The following is a 22,198-nucleotide window of genomic DNA, read 5'->3' on the forward strand; positions in this document are numbered from 1 at the left end:
AGGGCGAAGGCGCGACCACATTCTGCTCGACGCCGGGAGTGGTGCTGACCGTCCCAGGAGTGATGCTGACCGCCGCGGAGGCGATGCTGACCGTCGCGGGAGTGAGGCGGATCGTCGCGGTGACGGCCCGATCTCGCGACCGCGGCGTCCGCCTGCCTCACCCCGCGCGGACGGGCGTACGCCTGGGGCCCCGCCCGATCAGCCGGCGCGCCCGTGCCGGCCGGCCGACCCGACGAACGCCCGCCAGGCGTCGGGCGCGAAGGTGAGCACGCCCCCGGCGCGGTCCTTGCTGTCCCGCACGAGCACCCGACCGGGCAGGTTGTCGGCCACCTCGACGCAATTTCCGCCGTTGTTGCTGCTGCGGGTCGCGGTGCGCCAGCGGGCGTCGGTCATGTCCATGTCGTCGCCACTTCCCCGATCAGCTCGATCGACTGGCGTCGCGGCAGCGCCTCGCCGGCGACGCTCTCCCATCTCGCGCTCAGGCTAGCAATGTCGGCACTCTCGGTCACGACCTGACCGCGCAGCTGGTTGTCCAGATAGGCCGTCTCCGCGCCGTCGGGCAGGCGGATCAGGACGAACGGGCCGGCGAGCCCGGTGTGCCACGGCGCCTCGGCGGGGATCACCCGGACCTGCACGTGCTCCTGCGCGGCGACCGCCAGCAGGTGGGCCAGCTGCCCGGCCATCACCGCCCGGTCCCCCACCCGCCGGCGCAGCACCACCTCGTCGATCACGGCGACGAGCTGGGGCGGGGCGTCCCGGGCCAGGATCGCCTGCCGGGCCAGCCGGCCACCCACGATCTCGTCGACCTCGGCCGCCGGCAGCAGACCGCCGGTCGCCAGCACCGCGCGGGCGTACCCCTCGGTCTGGAGCAGGCCCGGCACGAGCAGCGGCTCGTACGACCTGATCGAGACGGCGTCCTGCTCCAGTTCGGCCCACGGTCGGAACCACGGCAGGTCGCGACGGCGGAACGGCTCGGGCCAGAGCTCGGCGGCATCGCGCCCGAGGACCTCGGCGACGGCGAGCCGGGTCCTGGGGTGCGGGATCCGGCCTGCCGCGAGCCACCGCCCCGCCGTCTTCGGGTCGACCCCCACCTTCTCCGCCAGCGACTCGGCGGTCTCCCCCTTCTCGGCCATCGCCACCCGCAGTGCCTCGTTCACCATCCGACCTCCCGCGCCCGCGATCACACTGGGGCGCACGGTAGCCACGCTGCGTGCCCCTGTCGTGGCGCTGCCGGCGTGTCGCGGCGGGATCTGTTTCGCGCGCCCGAGGTGGCCGACGACCGCCCGGAAAAGGCCCTGGACATGCCCGGCGCACCACCGGTCCTCCGCCGCCGGCACGCTTGCCAGGCGCCGGAACGAGCGGGCCGCACCTCCGAAGGGTCCGCGCGCCGGCCGCGCGCCCTCGATCGGTGGCTCGCCGGGGTCCGAACGCGGGTGCCCGGTCCCACCTCACCCGCGCTGTCGAACTGAGGTCGCAGACGATTCAGCTCGACAGTGCCCGGCGCGCCCATCCGGCCGGCGCCTCGGCACGGCAAGCTGCCGAGTTCGCGCGGACCTCTCTCCCCGGCGCCCGTGGCCTCCGTCGGCTGGCCCGCGGCCCCGGCCAACGGCGGGTCAGTGGTTCGGGGGGATGACGCGGAGGTGCCCTCGGCGGCCCGTCTGGGGAGTCGAGTTGGCGGTCTGGTCGTCCTCGGGCGGGCGGGGCGCCACCGGGCGGGCGGCCTCGCGGACGGCCTCCGCGAGGGCGACGAGGTCGTCGGTGGTCGGCGGCGGGGGTTCGAACTCGCCCTCGTGCCGGACGACGTCCCAGCCGCGCGGCGCCGTCAGGCTCCGGGCGTGCGGCTCACAGAGGTCGTACGTGTGCGGCTCGGCGAATGCCGCCAGCGGGCCGACCACCGCTGTCGACTCGTTGTAGACATAGGTCAGCGTGGCGACCGCTTGCCGGGGGCAGCCGTTACGGGAGCAGCGCCGTGGTGACCTCACGGCGGCAGGGTATCTCCATTACCGGGTCCGGCGCACTGCTTCGCGTTGCGACACGCCCGTCACGGTGATCACAATTCGGCCGGCGTGGCCGCGCCGCGCCGCGTCAGAGGCGCTGCCGCAGGCCAGGTCGGTGCGGGCGCTAACCTTGCCCTCATGACGAGCCCGGAACACCGCCGCCCCGGCCCCGGCCGGCGCGCCCACCGCGACCGGCACGGGCGCGGTCTGCGCGGGCGGCTGGTCCCGGCGACGGTGCCGTTGGCGCGTACGAAGGCGGAGATCTTCGACGACCTGGTGCTGGACACGGTCGAGACCCTCGAACGGCGGTTCGCCAAGGAGTTGGCCGGGGTCGAGTTCGCGGTGGAGGACGTCCCGCCGGACCTCAACGTCTACGACTCCGACGTGCTGGAGGACGGCGAGGTGCCGCTCGCCCGGCTGCTGCCCGGTCGGCCCGGCCGGCAGGAGGTGCCCCCGCGGATCGTGCTCTACCGCCGGCCGTTGGAGTTCCGTGCGATGGACCGCGAGGACCTCGCGGATCTCGTGCACGACGTGATCATCGAACAGGTGGCCAATCTGCTCGGGGTGGACCCCGACGAGTTGGCCTGAGCCGGGCGGCCCCCACCGCCCCGGCCCGGCAACGCTCAGGCGGCCCGCCGCTTGAGCTTGCGCCGCTCCCGCTCCGAGAGCCCGCCCCAGATCCCGAATCGCTCGTCGTGGCCGAGAGCGTATTCGAGGCATTCCGTCTTCACCTCACAGCGCGAGCAGATCCGCTTCGCCTCGCGGGTCGAGCCGCCCTTCTCGGGAAAGAACGCCTCCGGATCGGTCTGGGAGCAAAGCGCCCGCTCCTGCCACTCCGGCGCGTTTCCGAGCAGGTCGGCCACCTCAAGCTGGCCGTCCATCAGATGCCTCCTTGTCGCGCACCGGCGTCATCGCCGCTGCAACCCCCCACGCGGAAGGCGTGCTTGTCCGTACGGTCCCGATTTGTTGCGTTCCGTGCGAACAACCCCATTCAAATTACACGCGTGTAATACGTGCGCCGTCAAGCCGGACTTGATAATGGAGTCGTCCTCCCGACAACACTCCGGACGGCCACCCGGCCATCCGGCCTCGCAACCTGCCCTATCGATTCAGACCCCGGCCGAGTAACGCCCTCTCCGGCGAGTTGCCCGAGTTTTCTCCCGTGGCGCTCCCCCGCCGACCCGACGGGGCAGGTCGGTGGGGACCCTCGGAAGTCACCCACCACGATCCGTTGATCTTGGTGGGGCACAGGTTAACCCGAGTTGGCGCAGACCGCCCGTCGAGCGCGGGACGCCGACGGTGCTCCGCCCACGATGTGGACGGTGCGGGGCGGCGCGGCGGCGCCCCCCGGCTCCCGGGGAGCCGCCAAGGCGCTGCTGGGTCGGACTAATACGGTCGCCGCTCCACTGAGGACAGAAATCCGGGCGACCGGCGGCACTCGTCCCACCAGTCGGTACGGACGCGGCCGACCGGCCCGCCCGGCCAGCGGCGGGACGCGCACGGTCCGGTGTGGACGGTCAGGGCAACCGTCGATGTCCACCCCCGACGACCTGCGGCGCGACCCCGCTGGGCGGCGCCCGCCGCGCTAGGGGCGGGGGCGGCCGTACGCGGTCGTGCGCCTGCGGGCCGGCCGGCCGGCGGCCGTCGCGATGGCGATCAACTGCTCCTCCGTACGCGCCGAGCCGTTGCCGGAACCGGCCATCCGGGAGATCGTCTCCTCCATCAGCGTGCCGCCCAGGTCGTTGCAGCCGCCCCGGAGCATCGCCGCCGTGCCCTCGTCGCCGAGCTTCACCCACGAGCACTGGATGTTGTCGATCCGGCCGTGCAGCAGCAGCCGGGCCATCGCGTGCACGACCCGGTTCTCCCGCCACGTCGGCCCCGGGCGGGCGATGCCGGCGAGGTAGATCGGCGCGTTGGTGTGCACGAACGGCAGCGCCACGAACTCGGTGAACCCGCCCGTGCGGTCCTGCACCCCGGCCAGCACCCGGAAGTGCGCGAGCCACTGCGCGGGGTGGTCCACGTGGCCGTACATCATGGTGGAGCTGGACCGGATGCCCAGCTCGTGGGCCGTGCCGACCACGTCGACCCAGGCGGCGGCCGGCAGTTTGCCCTTGGTGAGCACCCAGCGCACGTCGTCGTCGAGAATCTCGGCGGCGGTGCCCGGGATGGTGTCCAGCCCGGCCTCGCGCAGCCCGGTCAGCCACTCCCGCACGGACACGCCGGCCTTGGCGGCGGCGGTGACGATCTCCATGGGCGAGAACGCGTGCACGTGCATCCCCGGCACCCGCGCCTTGATCGCCCTGACCAGGTCGGCGTAGACGGTCACCGGCAGCTTCGGGTCGATCCCGCCCTGGAGGCAGACCTCGCTGGCGCCGGCCGCCCACGCCTCCTCGGCCCGGTCGGCGACCTGGTCCACCGAGAGCCGGTACGCGTCGGCGTCCCGCTCCCGCTGGGCGAAGGCGCAGAACCGGCAGCCGACGTAGCAGACGTTGCTGAAGTTGATGTTGCGGTTGACCACGTACGTCACGTCGTCGCCGACCGCCGCCCGGCGGACGTCGTCGGCGAGGCGGCACAACTCGTCGAGCGCCGGCCCGTCGGCGGCGAACAGCGCCAGCGCGGCGTCGGCGTGCCGCGGGTCCAGCAGCGCCGCCGGGTCGTCGGCCGCCAGCCGCAGCCCGGCCCGCAGGTCGCGGTCGGTCCCCGCCCCGCCCCCGGCGGTGACCTTGCCGGCCACCTCGGACCAGTCGCCGTAGACGTGGTCGAAGTCGCCGCGCCGGTCGCCGGTCCGCCCGGTGGTGTCGATGGTGGCGTGCAGGTCGACCCGACCGCCGTACGTCTCGTCGGGCTCCTGCCAGGGGCGGCCCACCGGTCGGGCCTCCTCGACGGCCAGCCCCGTCGCCGGGTCGGCCAGCGCGCCGACGTGCGGCAGCAGGCGCGGGTCCAGCCACGGGTCGCCGGCCCGCACGTACTCGGGGTAGATCGTCAGCCGCTCGCGCAGGGTGAAGCCGGACTTCTCCGTGTGCCGGGCCAGCTCGTCGATCTGCGGCCAGGGGCGCTCCGGGTTGACGTGGTCCGGGGTCAGCGGAGAGACCCCGCCCCAGTCGTCGATGCCGGCGCGCAGCAGCAGGTCGTACTCGCCCGCGATGAGGTTCGGCGGGGCCTGGATGCGGGCCTTCGGCCCGAGCAGCACCCGGGCCACCGCCACCGTGGCGGCCAGGTCGTGCAGTTCGGCGTCGGGCATCCCGCGCATCGCCGTGTCCGGCTTCGCGCGGAAGTTCTGCACGATCACCTCCTGGAGGTGGCCGTACTCGCGGTGCGCGCGGCGGATCGCGAAGATCGCGTCGACCCGCTCGGCGGGGGTCTCGCCGATGCCGATCAGGATGCCGGTGGTGAACGGCACGCCGACCCGGCCCGCGTCGTCGAGCACCCGCAGCCGGACCGCCGGCTCCTTGTCGGGTGAGCCGAAGTGCGGGCCGCCCGGCTCCGACCAGAGCCGCGTCGCCGTGGTCTCCAGCATCATGCCCATGCTGGGCGCGACGGGCTTGAGCCGCTGCAACTCCGACCAGGACAGCACGCCCGGGTTCAGGTGGGGCAGCAGCCCGGTCTCCTCCAGCACCGCCACCGCGCAGGCGCGCAGGTAGTCCAGCGTGGAGTCGTAGCCGCGCTCGTCCAGCCACCGCCGGGCCGCCGGCCAGCGCTCCTCCGGCCGGTCGCCGAGCGTGAACAGGGCCTCCTTGCAGCCCTGGGCCGCCCCCGCCCGGGCGATGGCGAGCACCTCGTCCCGGTCGAGGAAGGCCGCCGGCAGCCGGTGCGGCACCGTCGCGAAGGTGCAGTAGTGGCACCGGTCCCGGCACAGCCGGGTGAGGGGGATGAAGACCTTCTTCGAGTACGTGACCACGCCCGGCCGCCCGGCCTCGCGCAGGCCGGCGTCGCGGACGGCGCCCGCCACGTCGAGCAGCCCGTCCAGCGCCTCGCCCCGGGCGGCCAGCAGCGCGGCGGCCTCGTCGACGTCGAGCGCCCGCCCGCTCGCGGCCCGGTGCAGTGCCCGCCGCACGCTCGCGTCGGTCGGGCCGGGCACGGTGCGATCAACCATTCGCCCAGCCTAAGCGCTCGTCCACCCCGTCCCGCCCACCCGGCCCACGCCGTGAACAAGCGCACCCCGCCGCCCTCGCCCCGCCCGCCCCCGGTCCCGCCCGCCCCCGGTCCCGCCCGCCCCCGGTCGCGCCCGCCCATGCGCGCGGTGATCAAGAGGTTTGGATCCTGGGAAGCGCTTTCTGCGGGCCAGAACCTCTTGATCACCGCGACGAAGGGCGCGACGAGGGCGGGTGGGGAGGGCGAAGAGGGCGGGTGGACGGCGAGGGCGGGTGCGGTGGGACGGCGAGCGCCCCGCACGGGGGCCGTGCGGGGCGCTCGGGTGGGTCGTCGGCCGGTCAGCGCGGGGCGTCGGGGGTCTCGCCGGGGTTGATGCGCTGGGTGCGGTCGGTCTCGTCGGCGGCGGGACGCGGGATCGCCTGGGTGGGCTCCGCCAGCTCGCCGGACTGGCGCGGGATCGCCTGGGTGGGGTCGGCCGAGGGCGGCTGGCCGAACGGCGGGGCGCTCTGCGGCGGGCCGAACGGGGGCGCGGACTGCGGCGCCGGGGCGGCCGGGGGCGCCGACTGCGGCGCCGGGGCGGCCGGGGGCGCCGACTGCGGCGCCGGGCTGAACGGCGAGCCCGGCTGCGGGCCGCCGGCGAACGGCGCGGGCTGCTGACCGTACGGGGCGCCGTAGGGGCCCGGCGCCTGCCAGGCGCCCTGCTGGCCGGGAGCCTGCTGGCCGGGGACCTGCTGGCCGGGGGCCGGGTAGCCGCCCTGCTGCTGGGGCCACCCGGGCTGCGGCTGGCCGTACACGCCGGGCTGGGGCTTCGGCTTGGGCACGTGGTAGAGGGTGCGCCAGACCTTGAACACGACGTACGCGGCGACCGCGAACAGCGCCAGCCAGGCCACCCGGCTCAGCAGGCCCAGGAAGGCGTCGAGGATCTCGCCCTCGGCGAGCCGGTTGACCGTCCAGAAGAGGAAGGTCAGTCCGCCGAACAGCGCGCTGACGGCGTACTCGCCCAGGGCGACCTGGGTGATCAGCTTCGCCTTCGGCACCGGGGGCCGTACGTGCGTGGCGAGCAGCACGGCCAGCAGCGGCAGGAACACCGCCTCCACGCCGACGAAGGCGTAGAAGGCGCTGCCCGCCCGACCGCCGAACGTGGTGTACTCGGTCGGCGTCACCATCCGGATCAGGCCGACGAAGAGGAACACGGCGTTCGCGCCGAGGAGCACGAACGCGGCGAGTTCACGCAGCGGCTTGGTCAGCTGGCTGGCCTGCGTCGCGTCGGTGGACGCGGGCTCGGCGGGGCTGGTCACGGGATCCCCCTTGGGGCGAATGCGGACAGTTGCCGACGTGAGCCTAGTCTCCCGGCCCATGGGCGGACCGGAGGCGGCCCGTACGCGAGGATGGTCGGCATGCGCATCGTGGTTCTGACGGGCGGCATCGGGGGCGCTCGTTTCCTGGTCGGCGTCCGGGCGTACGCCCGCGAGGTCGGCGCCGAGGTGACCGCCGTGGTCAACGTCGGCGACGATCTGCTCCTGCACGGGCTGAAGGTCTGCCCCGACCTGGACAGCGTGATGTACACGCTGGGTGGCGGCGCCGACCCGGAGCGGGGCTGGGGGCGCGTCGGCGAGAGCTGGACGGTCAAGCAGGAGTTGGCCGCGTACGGCGCCGAGCCGACCTGGTTCGGGCTCGGCGACAAGGACATCGCCACCCACCTCGTGCGGACCACCATGGTCAACGCCGGCTACCCGCTGCACGCGGTCACCGAGGCGCTCGCCGCCCGCTGGCAGCCCGGCGTACGCATGCTGCCGGCGACCGACGACCGGCTGGAGACCCACGTGGTGGTGGAGCTCGACGGCGGCCAGCGGGCGATCCACTTCCAGGAGTGGTGGGTGCGCCACCGCGGCGACGTCCCCACCCACCGGTTCGTCTTCGTCGGCGCGGAGACCGCCCGGCCGGCGCCCGGCGTGACGGAGGCGATCGCCGGGGCCGACGTGGTGCTGATCGCGCCGAGCAACCCGGTGGTGAGCGTCGCCCCGATCCTGGCCGTGCCCGGGCTGCGCGAGGCGGTCGCCGACGGTCCCGCCCCGGTGGTCGGCGTGTCGCCGATCATCGGCGGCGCGCCGGTGCGCGGCATGGCCGACCGCTGCCTGGCGGTGCTGGGGGTGGAGTGCAGCGCGGCCGGCGTGGGCCGGCTCTACGGCGGCCGGTCGGCCGGCGGGCTGCTCGACGGCTGGCTGGTCGCCGAGGAGGACGCCGGCACGGTGGTGCCGGAGGTGACGGTCCGCGCGGCGCCGCTGCGGATGACCGACGAGGCGGCGACGGCGGCCATGGTCCGCGCCGCGCTGGAGCTGACGTGAGGCTGGAGATCCTGCCGGTGCCGGGCATCGGCCACGTGTCCGAGGGCGACGACCTGGCGGCCCTGATCGCCGCCGCCGCGCCCTGGCTGCGCGACGGCGACGTGCTGGTGGTGACCAGCAAGATCGTCTCGAAGGCGGAGGGACGCCTCGTCGACGTCCCGGCGGACGGGCCGGAGCGGCTCGCCGCGCGCGACGAGGTGCTGGCCGCCGAGACGGCGAGGGTGGTGGCCACCCGGGGCGCGACCCGGATCGTGCAGACCCACCACGGCTTCGTGATGGCGTCGGCCGGCATCGACGCCTCGAACGTCGACAAGACCCGGCTCGTGCTGCTCCCCGAGGACCCGGACGCCTCGGCCCGGGCGCTGCGCGCCGCCCTGCGCGAGCGCCACGGCGTGGACGTCGCGGTGATCGTCAGCGACACGATGGGCCGGCCCTGGCGCAACGGGCTCACCGACGTGGCGCTCGGCGTCGCCGGAATGGACGCGATCCGCGACCACCGGGGCGAGGTCGACCCGTACGGCAACGAGCTCCAGCTCACCCAGATGGCGGTGGTGGACGAGCTGGCCGGCGCGGGCGAGCTGATCAAGGGCAAGTGTGACCAGATGCCGGTCGCGGTGGTGCGCGGCTACCTCACCGCGCCCCGACCCGACGACGGCGTCGGCGCGTCCGCGCTGGTCCGGGACGCCGCGATGGACCTCTTCTCGCTGGGCACCGCCGAGGCGAAGGCCGCCGGGCTGGCCGCCGCCGCCACCCTGCCGGACGGCCCCAACCCGACCCCGCCCGACCCCGAGGCCGTACGCCGGGCGATCGGCGCCGTCGCGGACGTGGTCGCCCCCGGCACGGTCTTCAGCCTGGTCGCCGACGAGGAGGCCCGCGCCGGGCTGGCCGCCCGGGTGCCCGGCTGGCCGGCGGAGGCGACGACGCTGCTGCTCGGCTCCCCAGCCACCCCGGCCGGCCCGACCGACCTGGTCCGCTTCGGCGCGGACCTGCAACGCCTCCGCACCGCCCTGGCCGCCGAGGGCGTCGCCTCCCTGCTGCTTCCCCCACCCCCCGGCACCGCCGCGAGCGCCGCCCTGGCCCTGTGACGGCGCCCGGGCGGGCACGGGCGGCGCTCAGGAGTTGAGCATCGCCCGCCCGAGCGGGGTCAGGGTGTGCAGGACGGTGTTGCGGTCGCGCTGGCTGACCAGGAGGCCGGCGTTGCGCAGCACGGTGGTGTGCTGGCTCGCGGCGGCGGCCGAGATGCTCAGCCGGCGGGCCACCTCGCCGGTGGTGCAGCCGTCGTCGCTGGCCGCCAGCACGGCGGCCCGGGTGCGGCCGAGCAGCGCGGCCAGCGCCTCCCGCCCGGGATCCGGCGCGCCGGGGCCGCCGCCCTCGCCGGGGGCCGGCAGCAGGCCGCCGAGCCGGTCCACCGGGTAGACCAGGACCGGGGGCAGCGCCGGGTCGAGCAGGGCGACCGGCGTGGCCGCGCAGAAGAACGACGGCACCAGCAGCAGCCCGCGCCCACCCAGGTGCAGCTCCCGGCTGTGCGGGTAGTCGCGGATCTCCAGCACCCCGGACTCCCAGCGCATGGCGGGCCGGAGGCTGGCCAGCAGTCCCTCCACCCCGCCGTCGAGCAGGGCCCGGGCCCGCCGGGACCGGTCGGCCTCCACCGCCGCCTGGATCCGGGTCCAGTACGGGTCGATCGCCAGGCCGCGGTACCGCTCCATCGCGCCGGTCAGGCCGCGCAGCGTGTCCGGCTCCCCCCGGGCCAGCGCCGCGGCGCCGGCGGGGAGGGAGCCGTTGGCGGCGAACAGCGCCACGTCGCGGTGCAGCAGCGCCACGGGGGTGTTGCGGACCGCCTCCATGCCGGCCTCGAAGCCCGACACGCTCTCGTACGGGGTGAGGAAGTCGGGGAAGTAGCCGCGGGGCGGGTTGAGCGTCAGCAGGAGCCGCAGCCCCGCCGAGCCGCTGCCCTCACGCAGCCCGCGTGTCACACTGCGCCGCCAGCCCGCCAGCAGCGGGTCCCGGCCGCGGCCGGGCAGCAGGTGCAGGCTGAGAACCAGCTCCCACACCGGATCCGCCGCCGGAGCCACCCGGGTCCGGAGGATGTCCTCGGCGGAAAAATAGATCTTCAGCATGGACGGCTCCCGCGTCGCCGGGCAGAGGGGATGCCTGGCAACCGTTTGCACTGTACCTGGCCGGCACTTATCTCCGTCTTTAAGCGTGGGCTGAAAAACCTCGACGTCCCCCGGGGCCGTTGGGCATGCTTCCACTGCCCGCGCACGGGGGCGGGCGCGTCACCCGACACGCCCGGAACCGGGCGCCCGGGGGACGGGGAAGGACCGGCGGCCGGCCGGCACCACGAGGGTCTGCGGCCTTGCTCCGCGGAGGTGCCGCCCGCTCGTCGGTCCACCGCCGGTCAGGCGACCCAGAGCGCCACCCGATGGTCCTCGTCGGTGACGTAGAAGCTCTGCCCGTCCCACTCGGCCACCCCCTCCACGTGGTGGAACGGCGCCAGGTCGACCACCAGCTCGCCGGGGACGAGGTGCCCGTCGCCGGGCGCGGGGAACCGGACGTGCCGGGAGGTGACCTCGCCGCCGGCCGGGTGGTCGTCAAGCAGCACCGAGCCCTTGCCCAGCGCGTCGATCGACCCGATGATCGCCGCGTAGCCGCCGTCGTCCGTGGGCGCGATCGCCCGGAAGCCGGCCAGCGCGCCGGGCGGCGTCACCCCGGTCAGGACGTACGCCCCCGACGCCTGCGGCCAGCTCGGCGCGGGGTCGAACATGCCCGGCACCCCGGTCAGCTCGACCAGGATCGGCTCACCGTCGGCGGTGACCGGGAACCGCAGCCCGAGCAGGACACCCCCGGCCGGAGTGAAGGCCGCCGCCTCGACGTTCAGCGGCAGGTCGTCGGGGACGAGCCGGCTGACCCACCCCTTCGACCGGGCGGTGCCCCGGGCGACGGTCTCCCCGATGAACCGGGCCCGCACCCGCTCGCCCGGCGGCAGCGGCGTGAACGCCGCCTTGAGCAGGGCGTCGTTGACCGCCCGGTGCAGCCGGAACCGGTTGCGGACCACCTGCACCGGCACCGGGCCCGCCGCCGCGGCGTCCTCGCGGAACCGGGCCACGAAGGCGCGTCGCGGGCGCAGCGGGCCCGCCTTCGAGCCGAAGTGGGAGCCGAAGACGTACACCCAGCCGTCGTGGTGGGCGAGCGCCTCGCCGTCCTCCGTGCGGCCGTTCTCCGCCCCGGCGTCGGCGGCCACGTGGTGGGCGATCCAGCGGCCGTCGTCCAGCTCCAGCAGCAGGGCCAGGCAGTGCTCCACCGGACCCTCGTCGAGCACGGTCCAGAAGCCGCGCCGGGCGCCGTGCGCCCGCAACAGCGGCGCGGAGCGCACCGGCAGCAGGTCGCTGGCCTCGTTGCCGGCCACGACGAACTCCAACAGTCGCAGGGTCACCGGGCCAGGGTACGAAGCGTCGGCTCGTACAGTGTCCACATGGCCGACTCCCCCACCGCCGCCGCCTCCCGACCGTCGTCGGACGTCGAGGCGTACGCGGCGCTGCACGCCGACGCCGTCGCGACGCTGAGCCGGTGGGAGCCGACCGGCCCGGCCGCCGCCGAGGCCCGCGACCGCACCGTGGCGCTGCTGGCCGCCGGGCCGGTGGCGATGAGCCGGGCGCACCGGCCCGGGCACGTCACGGCGAGCGCGCTGGTGCTCGACGCCACCGGCTCCCGGGTGCTGCTCTGCCTGCACGGCAAGTTCCGGCGGTGGGTGCAGCTCGGCGGGCACTGCGAGCCGGCCGACCGGACCCTCGCCGCCGCCGCCCTGCGCGAGGCCGGCGAGGAGTCCGGCATCGCCGGCCTGCGGATCGACCCGGTACCGATCGACGTCGACATCCACCCGGTGAGCTGCCAGGGCGGCTCGCTGCACCACGACGTACGCTTCGCCGTGCTCGCCCCGCCCGGCGCGGTGGAGCGGGTCAGCGAGGAGTCCGAGGCGCTGGGCTGGTTCCCGCCGGACCGGCTGCCCCAGCCGCTGGCCGGCGGGACGGCGCACCTGGTCGCCCCGGCCCTGGCGACGCTCAGACGAGCCCCTCTTCGCCCCGTTCCTTGAGTTCGTCGACGACCTTCTTGACGTCCTGCGCCCGGTCGCGGGGGCAGACCAGCAGCGCGTCCGGGGTGTCGACGATGATCAGGTCGTGCACGCCGATGGCGGCCACCAGCCGCCCGGAGTAGGGCACCACCACCAGTCCGCCGCTGTCCCGCAGCAGCACCCCCGGCTTGGCGTCGGCGCCGAGCACCACGTTGCCGTCCGCGTCGGCGGGCAGCACCTCGCCGAGGGTGTGGAAGTCGCCGACGTCGTTCCAGCCGAAGTCGCCCGGCACGGTCGCCACCCGACCGGCGGTCGCCGCGCCCTCCATCACCGCGTAGTCGACGGAGATCTTCGGCAGCGTCGGCCAGACCGTGCCGAGCACGTCGTCCTGCTCCTCGGTGCCCCACGCCTCGGCGATCGCGACGATCCCGGCGTGCAGGGCCGGCTGCTGGCGGGCCAGCTCGGCGAGGAAGACGTCGACCCGCCAGACGAACATGCTGGCGTTCCAGAGGTGCCGCCCCGAGCGCAGGTACGCCTCGGCCACCTCGGCGCTCGGCTTCTCCTTGAACTCGGCCACCGGCCGCAGCGGGCCCCCGTCGACCGGGTCGCCGGTCTGGAGGTAGCCGTAGCCCGTCTCGGCCCGCGTCGGGGTGATGCCGACCGTCATCAGCAGGCCCCGTTCGGCGCCGCGGACCGCCTCCCGGACGACCTCCCGCCAGCGCTCCGGGTCACCGATCAGGTGGTCGGCGGCGAAGGAGCCCATCACCGCCTCCGGGTCGCGCCGGGCGATGACGGCGGCGGCCAGGGCGATCGCCGCGCACGAGTCCCGGGGCGAGGGCTCGACCAGGATGTTCTCCTCCGGCAGCCCGGCGAGCTGGCGCGCGACCGCCGTCACGTGCGCTGTCCCGGTGACCACCAGGGTGCGCTCGGCGCTGGTCAGCGGGCCCAGCCGGTCCACCGTCGCCTGGAGCAGCGAGGCGGCGGAGCCGGTCAGCGGGTGGAGGAACTTGGGATGCCCGGCGCGGGACAGCGGCCACAACCTCGTGCCACTGCCACCCGCCGGGATGACGGCGTAAATCACCCGCACATCATGCCCGATTCGCCTGACCGGGGACGCATTCTCACGCCCCCGGTCGCGGCGGTCAGGACCGGGCCCGGCTCCAGGCGGCGATGTGCACCTCGGCGCTGGACTCCCAGGTGAACTCCTTGGCCCGGTCGAAACCGGCCTTGGCCAGGGACAACCGCCGCTGCTCGTCGTCGAGCAGCGCGGCCAGGTCGGTGGCGATCTGGTCGGGCGCCTCGCTGGTGTACGCGACGGCGTCGCCGCCCACCTCCGGCAGCGACAGCCGGGGCGTGGTGAGCACCGGGGCGGCGCACGCCATCGCCTCCAGGATCGGCAGGCCGAAACCCTCCCCGTAGGACGGGTAGGCGGCCACCAGCGCCCCGCCGAGGAAGCCGGGCAGGTCCGCGTAGCGGAGGTAGCCGGGGCGGAGCAGCCGCAGGTGCGACGGGACCTCCGCCACCGCGCGGTCGATGTCGTCGTCGTGCCCCTGGCCGCCGGCGATCACCAGGGCCGGCGGCTCCTCCCGGTCGGCCACCGCGCGGGCCCAGCCGCGGATCAGGTTCGGCACGTTCTTGCGCGGCTCCTTGGCCCCCAGGAAGGCCACGTAGTGGGTGCCGCCGAGCCCCAGGCGGGCCCGGACCCGGGCCTTCTCCTCGTCGCTGGGCGCGTGGAAGGCGGCGTGGTCGACGCCGTGGTAGGCGACGTCGATCCGGGTGGGGTCGGCGTCGAGCAGCCGGATCAGCTCGTCCCGGGTGGCCTTGCTCGGCACGATCACCCGGCTGGCGCGGCGCAGGGACGTCTTGATCGCGCTGCGGAAGAAGGTGCGCCGCGACTTGTCGTAGTGCTCCGGCTCGGTGAAGAACGTCGCGTCGTGCACGGTCACCGTGACCGGGCAGCCGGCGCGCAGCGGGCAGGTGTAGAAGGGCGAGTGCAGCACCTGCGCGCCCACCTGCTGGGCGAGCAGCGGCAGGCCGGTCTGCTCCCAGGCGAGCCGGGCGGGACGGTGCGCGACGGCGGCCGGGGCCGGGATGATCTCCGCGCCGGGCAGCATCCGGGCGTAGCGCTCCAGGTCGGTGCGGAGGCAGACGACGGCCAGCTCCACCCCCGACCCGCACACCTTGCCGAGGGCGCCGAGCAGGCCGTCGACGTATCGACCGACACCACCACGGTCGACGGGGACACTCGTGGCGTCGATGAGCACGCGGGGCGGGCGACCGGCGGTCACGGGGCGACTCCTTGAACTGACGGGCCTGTGGGGAACAACACTCCGGCAAGCCTACGCCGGAGCCCGGCACGGACGCTGACTGCGACCCGACGGTACGCCGACTTGTCGCTGTCATCGAGTACGGCCACCGGGGGCGTATCGTTCGCGCCGATGGCCGACAACATTGCCCGGGTCTTCGCCGACGCGATCGCCACCGACCCGACCCGACCGCTGCTGACCTGGTACGACGACGCCACGGGCGAACGCACCGAGCTCTCCGGCGCCACGCTGGCGAACTGGGTGGCCAAGACGGCCAACCTGCTCGTCGACGAGGTGGCCGTGGGCCCCGGTGACGTCGCCGGGGTGCTGCTCCCCCCGCACTGGCAGACCGCGGCGGTGCTGCTCGGCTGCTGGTCGGCCGGGCTGACCGTCGCCGACACGCCGGGCGACGTGGACGTGCTCTTCGCCGCCGCGACGCGGCTGGCCGAGGCGGACGCCTGGTCGGCGGGTGAGCGGTACGTCCTCGCCCTCGACCCGTTCGCCCTGCCGATGCGCCAGGTGCCGCCCGGCTTCGCCGACTACGTGTCGGAGGTACGCGCCCACGGCGACCACTTCAGCCCGTACGCGCCGGGTGGCCCGGGCGAGGCGGAGCTGCTGGGCCGCGCGACGGCCCGCGCGACGGAGCTGGGCATCGCGCCCGGCGACCGGGTCCTGATCGACACGGGGGCGTACCCCGACCCGGTCGACTGGCTGCTCGCCCCCCTGGCGGCGAGGGCCACCACGGTCCTCTGCGCCAACGCCGACCCGTCGACCCTCCCCACCCGCGCCACCACGGAACGCGTGACCCGCCCCCTCCCCTGACCCACCCCACCCTCACCCCCGCGCCCCCTCCCCTGCGCGTCGATCATGGAGTCGTGGTGGCCGGAAGGTGCGGATATGCGCCTTTTGCGGGGCACCACAACTGCATGATCGACGCGCCGAGCGGGGGGGGTGGGGTGGGAGGGGGGTCAGGGGCGGGGGGTGCGGTGTTGGGCGAGGGTGGCGAAGGCCGTGAGGGACTCCGGGTTGGCCAGGGCGCCCCTGGCCGCCGCCGAGTCCACCGGGGTGCCGGTGAGGATCTTCTTCACCGGCACCTCCAGCTTCTTCGCCGACAGGGTGCGCGGGACGGCCTTGACCTGGTGGATCTCGTCCGGGACGTGCCGGGGCGACAGCGCGGTACGCAGCTCGCGGCAGATCTTCTTCCGCATCGCGTCGTCCAGCTCCAGCCCCTCGGCGAGCACCACGAACAGCAGCAGCTCACCGGCGCCGCCCTCGTCGTCCTCCAGGTGCACCACCACCGAGTCGACGACCTCGTCGAGCCCTTCGACCACCGAGTAGAACTCGGCCGTGCCGAGCCGCACGCCGCCCCGGTTGAGGGTGGCGTCGGAACGGCCCGTGATCACGCAGCCGCCCCGGTCGTTGATGGTGATCCAGTCGCCGTGCCGCCAGACGCCCGGGTAGACGTCGAAGTACGCCTCCCGGTAGCGGCTGCCGTCCGCGTCGTCCCAGAAGCCCACCGGCATGCTCGGCATCGGCTCCGTGATCACCAGCTCGCCCAGCTCACCGATGACCGGGGTGCCGTCGGCCGAACGGGCCTCCACCTTGGCGCCGAGCGCCCGGCAGGTGATCTCCCCGGCGTGCACCGCCAGCAGCGGCACCCCACCGACGAAGCCGGTGCAGACGTCCGTGCCGCCGGAGAGCGACTGGAGCTGGAGGTCGTCGCCGACGTTCTCGTACACCCAGGTGAAGCCCTCGGCCGGCAGCGGCGCGCCGGTCGAGCCGACCCCGCGCAGCGCCGTGAGGTCGGCGGTCTCCCTCGGCACCAGCCCGGCCTTGCGGCAGGCCAGCAGGAACGGCGCGGACGTGCCGAAGTACGTGGTGCCGGTCTCGCCGGCCAGCCGCCACAGCGCGCCCAGGTCGGGGTGGCCCGGGTTGCCGTCGAAGAGGACGATCGCCGCACCCACCGCCGGCCCGGAGACCAGGAAGTTCCACATCATCCAGCCGGTGGTGGTGAACCAGAAGAACCGGTCCGCCGGGCCCAGGTCGTGGTGCAGGGCCAGCATCTTCAGGTGCTCCAGCAGGATGCCGCCGTGGCCGTGCACGATCGGCTTCGGCAGCCCGGTGGTGCCGGAGGAGTAGAGCACGTAGAGCGGGTGGTCGAAGGCGACCGGGGTGAAGGTCAGCGGCTCGTCGGTCTCGGCGGCCAGCTCCGACCAGGCGAGCGCGCCCTCGAACGCGGCCGTCGTCCGGTCCGGAGCGCCGCCCGAGGGCGCGGAGCCCGCATCCCCGGCCGGGTCGAGGTAGGCGATGCAGACGGTGTGCTCCAGCGACGGCAGGGCGGCCCGGATCGCGGCCACCTCGCCGCGCCGGTCCACCGGCTTCTCGCCGTAGCGGTAGCCGTCCACCGCGACCAGGACCTTCGGCTCGATCTGCTGCCACCGGTCGGTGACGCTGCGGGTGCCGAACTCCGGGGCGCAGGAGGAGAAGATCGCGCCCAGGCTGCTGGTGGCGAGCAGCAGCACGTACGTCTCGGGGATGTTGGGCGCGTAGGCGGCGACCCGGTCGCCGGCGGTGACGCCGAGCCGGCGCAGCCCGGCGGCCACCCGGCGGACCTGATCGCGCAGTTCGGCGGCGGTGAGGGTGACCGGCGCCCGGGTCTGCCCGTGCGCGATCACCATCGGGTCGTCGTCGGCCCGGCCCGGCATCCGCAGCACGTTCTCGGCGTAGTTGAGCGTGGCGCCGGGGAACCACCTGGTCCCGGGCATCCCCCGGCCGGTCAGCGTCGCGGTCGGCGGGGTGTGCGCGACCACCCCGAAGTGGTCCCAGACCGACCGCCAGAACGCGTCGAGGTCCGTGACCGACCAGCGCCACAGCTCGTCGTAGTCGGCGAAGTCCAGCCCCCGGTGCTCACGCAGCCAGCGCAGGTAGCTCCCGATCCGGGACCGCTCGCGTACGTCCGCCGGCGGCGTCCACAGCACGTCACCCACTGCTCCACCCTCCCCTGGCCCCGCACGACACTGTGAAATGGGCCGTGGCGCCATCTTGCCCTACCTCAGAGCGCCATTCTCCGCACCCGACCTCCGTCGGCGCACGTGCGGAACCCACATGCCCCGGCACCACCCTGTGTGGGCGAGGCGGGGCGGGGCCCCTTCCTGAGCGGAAGCGCCCTCCCTGACGTCTCAGCCGGCGCGGTGGGCCTGGATGGCGCGCCGCCGGGCCAGCCGGTGGGCGCGGCGGATCTCCGCCTCCCGGAACCGGCGCTCGTCCTCCGGGCTCTCCGGCAGCACCGGCCGGACCACCCGCGGCGCACCGCCGAGGTCGACGCCCACGAAGACCAGGTACGCGGTGGCCACCCGCACCGGCTCGTCCTCGGCCGAGTCCCACCGCTCGGCCACCACCCGGACGCCTACCTCCATCGAGGTCTGCCCCGTCCAGTTCACCTGGGCGTGCGCGTGCAGCAGGTCCCCGACCCGGACCGCCTCGGTGAAGACGATCTCGTCGATGGCCGCGGTGACCGCCGTGCCGCCGCTGTGCCGGGCCGCGGCAGCCCCCGCCACGTCGTCGATGAACTTCATCAGCACCCCGCCGTGCACGGTGCCGTAGAGGTTGACGTCGACCGCGGTCATGATCCGGCTCAGGGTGACCCGGGAGTACGAGGTCGGCTTGCCGGCCGGCGCGGTGGAGGGGTGCTCGGTCATGTCGAAAACGGTACGGTGCGCGGATGCGACATCTCTGGAGCTTCCTCGCGGGGTTGGTGGTGGCGCCCGTCACGTGGGTGCTGGTCACCCTCGGGCAGGACGGGTCGGCGCGCACCGTCGACCGTTGGGTCGAGATCGGCACGTCCAACTCGGCCAATCTCATCGAGCCCGCCGTCTACCTCGCCGTCGGCGGGATCCTGCTCGGCCTGCTCGGCACGCTGCGCACCTCACCGCTCGGCCCGCTCGTGGCCGGGCTGCTGCTCGCCGCCCCGTACGTGGGGATGTTCGTCGCGCCCTTCGAGGTGCGGGACCGGATCCCGGACGGCTGGAAGGTCTTCGGCGACCCCCTGCCGCTGCACCTGCCGGTGGAGAACGGCACGCTCTTCCTGATCGGCCTGCTGCTGGTCGTGGCCACCTTCAGCGGCCAGCGCTGGCGGCGGTGGCCCCGCCCGGTGGTCGAGCCGACGCCGGCGCCCGCCGAGGGGCCGGAGCGCAACGACTTCACGCTGACCGACTGGCCCCCGGCCGACTCGACCGACCGGGACAGCGCCCCGCCGAGCCTCGGCTACCCGGACCCGACGCCGGCCGAGCCGCTGCCGCGCCGCACCGGCGGGGGGTCGCCGTGGTCGGCGCCGCCGCGCGGCACCAACCGGCCCGAGGATGAGGACACGGCCGAGATCCGGTGACGAGCCGGCCGTACGCGCGCCGGGGTGCGGCTCGGCCGCACGACAGGCCGCCTCGCGCGGCGGGCGACGACGGGACCGGGATCCGGTGACGATCGCGGGCGGGCCGGACGGACCGGCCCGCCCGCCGAACCACTCAGCCCTTCAGGAGCTGACGGGCCATCACGATGCGCTGCACCTGGTTGGTGCCCTCGTAGATCTGGGTGATCTTGGCGTCCCGCATCATCCGCTCGACCGGGTAGTCCCGGGTGTAGCCGTAGCCGCCGAGCAGCTGCACCGCGTCGGTGGTGATCTCCATGGCCGCGTCCGAGGCGAAGCACTTGGCCGCCGCGCCGAAGTAGGTCAGGTCGGCGTCGCCGCGCTCGGACTTGCCGGCCGCGGCGTACGTCAGCTGCCGGGCCGCCTCCAGCTTCATGCCCATGTCGGCGAGCATGAACTGGACGCCCTGGAACTCGGCGACCGCCTTGCCGAACTGCTTGCGCTCCTGGACGTAGCCCTTGGCGTAGTCGAGCGCGCCCTGGGCGATGCCGACGGCCTGCGCGGCGATGGTGACCCGGGTGTGGTCCAGGGTCTTCATCGCGGTGCCGAAGCCGGTGCCCTCGGCGCCGATCATGCGGTCCGCGGGGATCCGGACGTTGTCCAGGTAGACCTCCCGGGTCGGCGAGCCCTTGACGCCGAGCTTCTTCTCGGGGGCGCCGAAGCTGACCCCGGCGTCGGACTTCTCGACCACGAAGGCGGAGATGCCCCGGGACCGGGCCGACGGGTCGGTCACCGCGAAGACGGTGTAGAACTCCGAGACCCCGGCGTTGGTGATCCAGCGCTTCACGCCGTTGAGCACCCAGTGATCGCCGTCACGCACCGCGCGGGTGGTCATCGACGCCGCGTCGCTGCCGGCCTCCGGCTCGGAGAGGCAGTACGAGAACATCGCGTCGCCCGCCGCCACCGGGGTCAGGTAGCGCCGCTTGAGCTCCTCGGAGCCGGCCAGCAGCAGCGGCATGGTGCCGAGCTTGTTGACCGCCGGGATCAGCGACGACGAGGCGCAGGCCCGCGCCACCTCCTCGATCACGATGGCCGTGGCCAGGGCGTCCGCACCCGCGCCGCCATACTCGACGGGGACGTGCGGGGCGTGGAAGTCGGCGGCCCGCAGCGCGTCGTAGGACGCCTTCGGGAACTCGCCGGTCTCGTCCGCCTCGGCGGCGTGCGGCGCCACCTTGGCCGCACAGACCTCACGGACCGCCTCCCGGATCGCCTCGTGCTCCTCGGGCAACCGGTAGACGTCGAACGACTGCTCTGCGGCCATGTCGGACCCTCCCCTTCACCGCTATCATGCGCAGTCTGTAGCGTCTCCTGACCGCCGACGGCGCAGACTGAAGGATAGCGACAGAGTTCAGCTCATGTTACCGCCGCGTAGCCTCACCCGTGGCGGAGCGCCGACGCCGCCCGGCGATGATGGAACAGGCAGACGTTAGAGTCCCTCCGGTGCCCGCCCAGGCGCCGCAGCAGAACGCGACGCGACGACGCGACGCCAGCGCGAGCGGAGAAGACAGGCGTGACGATCCCGTACCCGAACACCCAGCCGATGCCCGCCATCGCCGCGGTGACGCCCCCCTCCGGCGCACAGCGACCGCGGGTGACCTTCCTGGGCACCGGCTATCTCGGTGCGACCTACGCCATCTGCTACGCGGAACTCGGCTACGAGGTCCTCGGCTACGACGTCGACGACGACAAGATCGCGATGCTGAACGCCGGCGAGGTGCCGATCCACGAGCCCGGCCTCGACGAGCTGCTCAAGCGCAACCTGGCGGCCGGGCGGCTGCGGTTCAGCACGGACATCGCCGAGGTCGCCGAGTTCGGTGACGTGCACTTCATCTGCGTCGGCACGCCGCAGCGCGCCGACGGGATGGGCGCCGACCTGTCGTACGTCGAGGCGTCGGTCACCAGCCTGGCCCAGCACCTGACCCGCAAGGCGCTGATCGTCGGCAAGTCGACCGTGCCGGTCGGCACCGCCGAGTGGGTCGAGCAGCTGGTCAGCAAGCACACCCCCGCCGACCTGGGGGTCGAGGTGGCGTGGAGCCCGGAGTTCCTCCAGGAGGGCTTCGCCGTCGACGACGTGCTGCGGCCCAACCGGATCGTCGTCGGCGTCAAGAGCGAGTGGGCCAACGGCATGCTCTACGCCGCCCACAAGGGCGTCTTCGACCTGGCCGCCACGGAGGACCGCGAGGTGCCCCTGGTGGTCACCGACTTCGCCACCGCCGAGCTGGTCAAGGTCGCCGCGAACGCCTTCCTCGCCACCAAGATCTCCTTCATCAACGCGATGGCCGAGGTCTGCGAGGCCTCCGGCGGTGACGTGACGCACCTCGCCCGGGCCATCGGCTTCGACCCGCGCATCGGCAACCGGTTCCTCCAGGCCGGGCTCGGCTTCGGCGGCGCCTGCCTGCCCAAGGACATCCGCGCGTTCCAGGCCCGCGCGCAGGAGCTGGGCGCCGGGGAGGCGCTGCGCTTCCTGCACGAGGTCGACCTGATCAACCTGCGCCGCCGGACCCGGGTGGTCCAGCTCGCCGCCGAGCTGCTCGGCCGCCGCTCCGGGCCCGCCGGGCCGGATCTCTCCGGCGTGCGCGTGGCCGTGCTCGGCGCGACCTTCAAGCCCAACACCGACGACGTACGCGACGCGCCCGCGCTCTCCGTCGCCTCGCTGCTGCGCAAGGCCGGCGCCGACGTGCACGTCTACGACCCGCAGGGCATGGAGCGGGCGCGCGCGGTGGCGCCCGAACTGGTCTACGAGCCCGGCATCAACGAGGCCGTGACCGGCGCGGACCTGGTCTGCGTGCTCACCGAGTGGGCCGACTTCCGCAACGCCGACCCGGTGGCCCTCGGCGAGCTGGCCGCCGGCCGCAAGGTGGTCGACGGCCGCAACTGCCTGGACTCGGCACTGTGGACGCAGGCCGGTTGGGAGTACCGCGGCATGGGCCGCCCCTGACGATCGCCGACCGACGGCCGGTCGCGGAGCA

20 protein-coding genes are annotated in these 22,198 nt (G+C 74.4%); 7 read left to right on the top strand and 13 right to left on the bottom strand.

Features of this window, described 5'->3' with window-relative positions; genetic code table 11:
- Positions 1-198: 198 nt before the first annotated feature.
- The 3 genes from AB0G13_RS02650 to AB0G13_RS02660 form a co-directional block, all read right to left on the bottom strand.
- On the bottom strand, positions 199-399 hold the full coding sequence (locus AB0G13_RS02650; protein WP_311414314.1) for a DUF397 domain-containing protein: 201 nt from the start codon (positions 397-399) through the stop codon (positions 199-201).
- Complete coding sequence (locus AB0G13_RS02655) at positions 390-1,157, bottom strand: helix-turn-helix transcriptional regulator (RefSeq protein WP_357868008.1); 768 nt, start codon at positions 1,155-1,157, stop codon at positions 390-392. The genes AB0G13_RS02650 and AB0G13_RS02655 overlap by 10 nt, the downstream gene beginning before the upstream one ends.
- Positions 1,158-1,613: 456 nt before the next feature.
- The gene (locus tag AB0G13_RS02660; protein ID WP_357867843.1) at positions 1,614-1,982 is read right to left on the bottom strand and encodes a DUF3499 domain-containing protein; all 369 of its coding nucleotides are present in this window, start codon (positions 1,980-1,982) and stop codon (positions 1,614-1,616) included.
- Between the two features lie 153 nt (positions 1,983-2,135).
- Here AB0G13_RS02660 and AB0G13_RS02665 point away from each other — a divergent pair, with 153 nt between their 5' ends.
- On the top strand, positions 2,136-2,585 hold the full coding sequence (locus AB0G13_RS02665; protein WP_089001916.1) for a metallopeptidase family protein: 450 nt from the start codon (positions 2,136-2,138) through the stop codon (positions 2,583-2,585).
- Between the two features lie 35 nt (positions 2,586-2,620).
- On the opposite strand, the gene AB0G13_RS02670 is transcribed toward AB0G13_RS02665, so the two are convergent.
- From AB0G13_RS02670 to AB0G13_RS02680, 3 genes are all read right to left on the bottom strand, one after another.
- Entirely contained in the window at positions 2,621-2,878 is a 258-nt protein-coding gene (locus tag AB0G13_RS02670; protein WP_007455784.1) for a WhiB family transcriptional regulator, read from the bottom strand.
- Positions 2,879-3,582: 704 nt separating this feature from the next.
- Positions 3,583-6,090, bottom strand: coding sequence for a bifunctional FO biosynthesis protein CofGH (locus AB0G13_RS02675; protein WP_357867847.1), 2,508 nt, complete (start codon positions 6,088-6,090; stop codon positions 3,583-3,585).
- Between the two features lie 337 nt (positions 6,091-6,427).
- Entirely contained in the window at positions 6,428-7,387 is a 960-nt protein-coding gene (locus AB0G13_RS02680) for a hypothetical protein (RefSeq protein WP_357867850.1), read from the bottom strand.
- A gap of 99 nt (positions 7,388-7,486) precedes the next feature.
- On the opposite strand from AB0G13_RS02680, the gene cofD reads away from it, so the two are divergent.
- Positions 7,487-8,434: a 2-phospho-L-lactate transferase gene (cofD, locus tag AB0G13_RS02685; RefSeq protein WP_357867853.1), complete on the top strand. Its 948-nt coding sequence runs from the start codon at positions 7,487-7,489 to the stop codon at positions 8,432-8,434.
- Entirely contained in the window at positions 8,431-9,519 is a 1,089-nt protein-coding gene (locus AB0G13_RS02690; RefSeq protein WP_357867856.1) for a coenzyme F420-0:L-glutamate ligase, read from the top strand. The genes cofD and AB0G13_RS02690 overlap by 4 nt, the downstream gene beginning before the upstream one ends.
- A gap of 27 nt (positions 9,520-9,546) precedes the next feature.
- Here AB0G13_RS02690 and AB0G13_RS02695 read toward each other — a convergent pair whose 3' ends face one another.
- Entirely contained in the window at positions 9,547-10,551 is a 1,005-nt protein-coding gene (locus AB0G13_RS02695) for a winged helix-turn-helix domain-containing protein (RefSeq protein ID WP_357867859.1), read from the bottom strand.
- A gap of 281 nt (positions 10,552-10,832) precedes the next feature.
- Positions 10,833-11,867: a hypothetical protein gene (locus tag AB0G13_RS02700; RefSeq protein ID WP_357867861.1), complete on the bottom strand. Its 1,035-nt coding sequence runs from the start codon at positions 11,865-11,867 to the stop codon at positions 10,833-10,835.
- A gap of 39 nt (positions 11,868-11,906) precedes the next feature.
- Here AB0G13_RS02700 and AB0G13_RS02705 point away from each other — a divergent pair, with 39 nt between their 5' ends.
- Positions 11,907-12,524, top strand: a complete 618-nt coding sequence (locus AB0G13_RS02705; protein WP_357867864.1) for an NUDIX domain-containing protein — start codon at positions 11,907-11,909, stop codon at positions 12,522-12,524.
- Here the strand turns inward: AB0G13_RS02705 and AB0G13_RS02710 are convergent.
- A complete protein-coding gene (locus AB0G13_RS02710; RefSeq protein WP_357867867.1) occupies positions 12,493-13,584 on the bottom strand; it encodes a sugar phosphate nucleotidyltransferase in 1,092 nt (363 codons plus the stop codon). The two genes, AB0G13_RS02705 and AB0G13_RS02710, sit on opposite strands and share 32 nt — an antisense overlap.
- Before the next feature lie 61 nt (positions 13,585-13,645).
- Positions 13,646-14,791 carry a glycosyltransferase family 1 protein gene (locus AB0G13_RS02715; protein ID WP_357867870.1) on the bottom strand — a complete coding sequence of 382 codons (1,146 nt, stop codon included), beginning with the start codon at positions 14,789-14,791 and terminating at the stop codon, positions 13,646-13,648.
- A 150-nt stretch (positions 14,792-14,941) separates the two neighbouring features.
- On the opposite strand from AB0G13_RS02715, the gene AB0G13_RS02720 reads away from it, so the two are divergent.
- Positions 14,942-15,631 (top strand): TIGR03089 family protein, encoded by a 690-nt coding sequence (locus AB0G13_RS02720; protein WP_357867872.1) that lies wholly within the window; start codon positions 14,942-14,944, stop codon positions 15,629-15,631.
- 146 nt (positions 15,632-15,777) lie between these two features.
- Here the strand turns inward: AB0G13_RS02720 and AB0G13_RS02725 are convergent, their stop codons facing one another.
- Positions 15,778-17,796, bottom strand: coding sequence for an acetoacetate--CoA ligase (locus tag AB0G13_RS02725; protein ID WP_357867874.1), 2,019 nt, complete (start codon positions 17,794-17,796; stop codon positions 15,778-15,780).
- A gap of 192 nt (positions 17,797-17,988) precedes the next feature.
- Positions 17,989-18,507 (bottom strand): acyl-CoA thioesterase, encoded by a 519-nt coding sequence (locus AB0G13_RS02730; RefSeq protein ID WP_357867876.1) that lies wholly within the window; start codon positions 18,505-18,507, stop codon positions 17,989-17,991.
- A gap of 23 nt (positions 18,508-18,530) precedes the next feature.
- Between AB0G13_RS02730 and AB0G13_RS02735 the strand changes: the two genes are divergently transcribed.
- Positions 18,531-19,193: a hypothetical protein gene (locus AB0G13_RS02735; protein ID WP_357867879.1), complete on the top strand. Its 663-nt coding sequence runs from the start codon at positions 18,531-18,533 to the stop codon at positions 19,191-19,193.
- A 133-nt stretch (positions 19,194-19,326) separates the two neighbouring features.
- Here AB0G13_RS02735 and AB0G13_RS02740 read toward each other — a convergent pair whose 3' ends face one another.
- Complete coding sequence (locus AB0G13_RS02740; RefSeq protein WP_357867882.1) at positions 19,327-20,490, bottom strand: acyl-CoA dehydrogenase family protein; 1,164 nt, start codon at positions 20,488-20,490, stop codon at positions 19,327-19,329.
- A 249-nt stretch (positions 20,491-20,739) separates the two neighbouring features.
- Between AB0G13_RS02740 and AB0G13_RS02745 the strand changes: the two genes are divergently transcribed.
- Positions 20,740-22,167 (top strand): UDP-glucose/GDP-mannose dehydrogenase family protein, encoded by a 1,428-nt coding sequence (locus AB0G13_RS02745; RefSeq protein ID WP_357867885.1) that lies wholly within the window; start codon positions 20,740-20,742, stop codon positions 22,165-22,167.
- The last annotated feature ends 31 nt before the right edge of the window (positions 22,168-22,198 follow it).

Source organism: Micromonospora sp. NPDC023633 (assembly GCF_040640035.1).
Taxonomy (GTDB): Bacteria; Actinomycetota; Actinomycetes; order Mycobacteriales; family Micromonosporaceae; genus Micromonospora.

Excerpts from the sequence above, each read along its gene's own strand:
- AB0G13_RS02650 (WP_311414314.1), bottom strand. The coding sequence starts at position 399 with ATGGACATGACCGACGCCCGCTGGCGCACCGCGACCCGCAGCAGCAAC.
- AB0G13_RS02665 (WP_089001916.1), top strand. The coding sequence starts at position 2,136 with ATGACGAGCCCGGAACACCGCCGCCCCGGCCCCGGCCGGCGCGCCCAC.
- AB0G13_RS02670 (WP_007455784.1), bottom strand. The coding sequence starts at position 2,878 with ATGGACGGCCAGCTTGAGGTGGCCGACCTGCTCGGAAACGCGCCGGAG.
- AB0G13_RS02675 (WP_357867847.1), bottom strand. The coding sequence starts at position 6,090 with ATGGTTGATCGCACCGTGCCCGGCCCGACCGACGCGAGCGTGCGGCGG.
- cofD (WP_357867853.1), top strand. The coding sequence starts at position 7,487 with ATGCGCATCGTGGTTCTGACGGGCGGCATCGGGGGCGCTCGTTTCCTG.
- AB0G13_RS02695 (WP_357867859.1), bottom strand. The coding sequence starts at position 10,551 with ATGCTGAAGATCTATTTTTCCGCCGAGGACATCCTCCGGACCCGGGTG.
- AB0G13_RS02705 (WP_357867864.1), top strand. The coding sequence starts at position 11,907 with ATGGCCGACTCCCCCACCGCCGCCGCCTCCCGACCGTCGTCGGACGTC.
- AB0G13_RS02720 (WP_357867872.1), top strand. The coding sequence starts at position 14,942 with ATGGCCGACAACATTGCCCGGGTCTTCGCCGACGCGATCGCCACCGAC.
- AB0G13_RS02730 (WP_357867876.1), bottom strand. The coding sequence starts at position 18,507 with ATGACCGAGCACCCCTCCACCGCGCCGGCCGGCAAGCCGACCTCGTAC.
- AB0G13_RS02735 (WP_357867879.1), top strand. The coding sequence starts at position 18,531 with ATGCGACATCTCTGGAGCTTCCTCGCGGGGTTGGTGGTGGCGCCCGTC.
- AB0G13_RS02740 (WP_357867882.1), bottom strand. The coding sequence starts at position 20,490 with ATGGCCGCAGAGCAGTCGTTCGACGTCTACCGGTTGCCCGAGGAGCAC.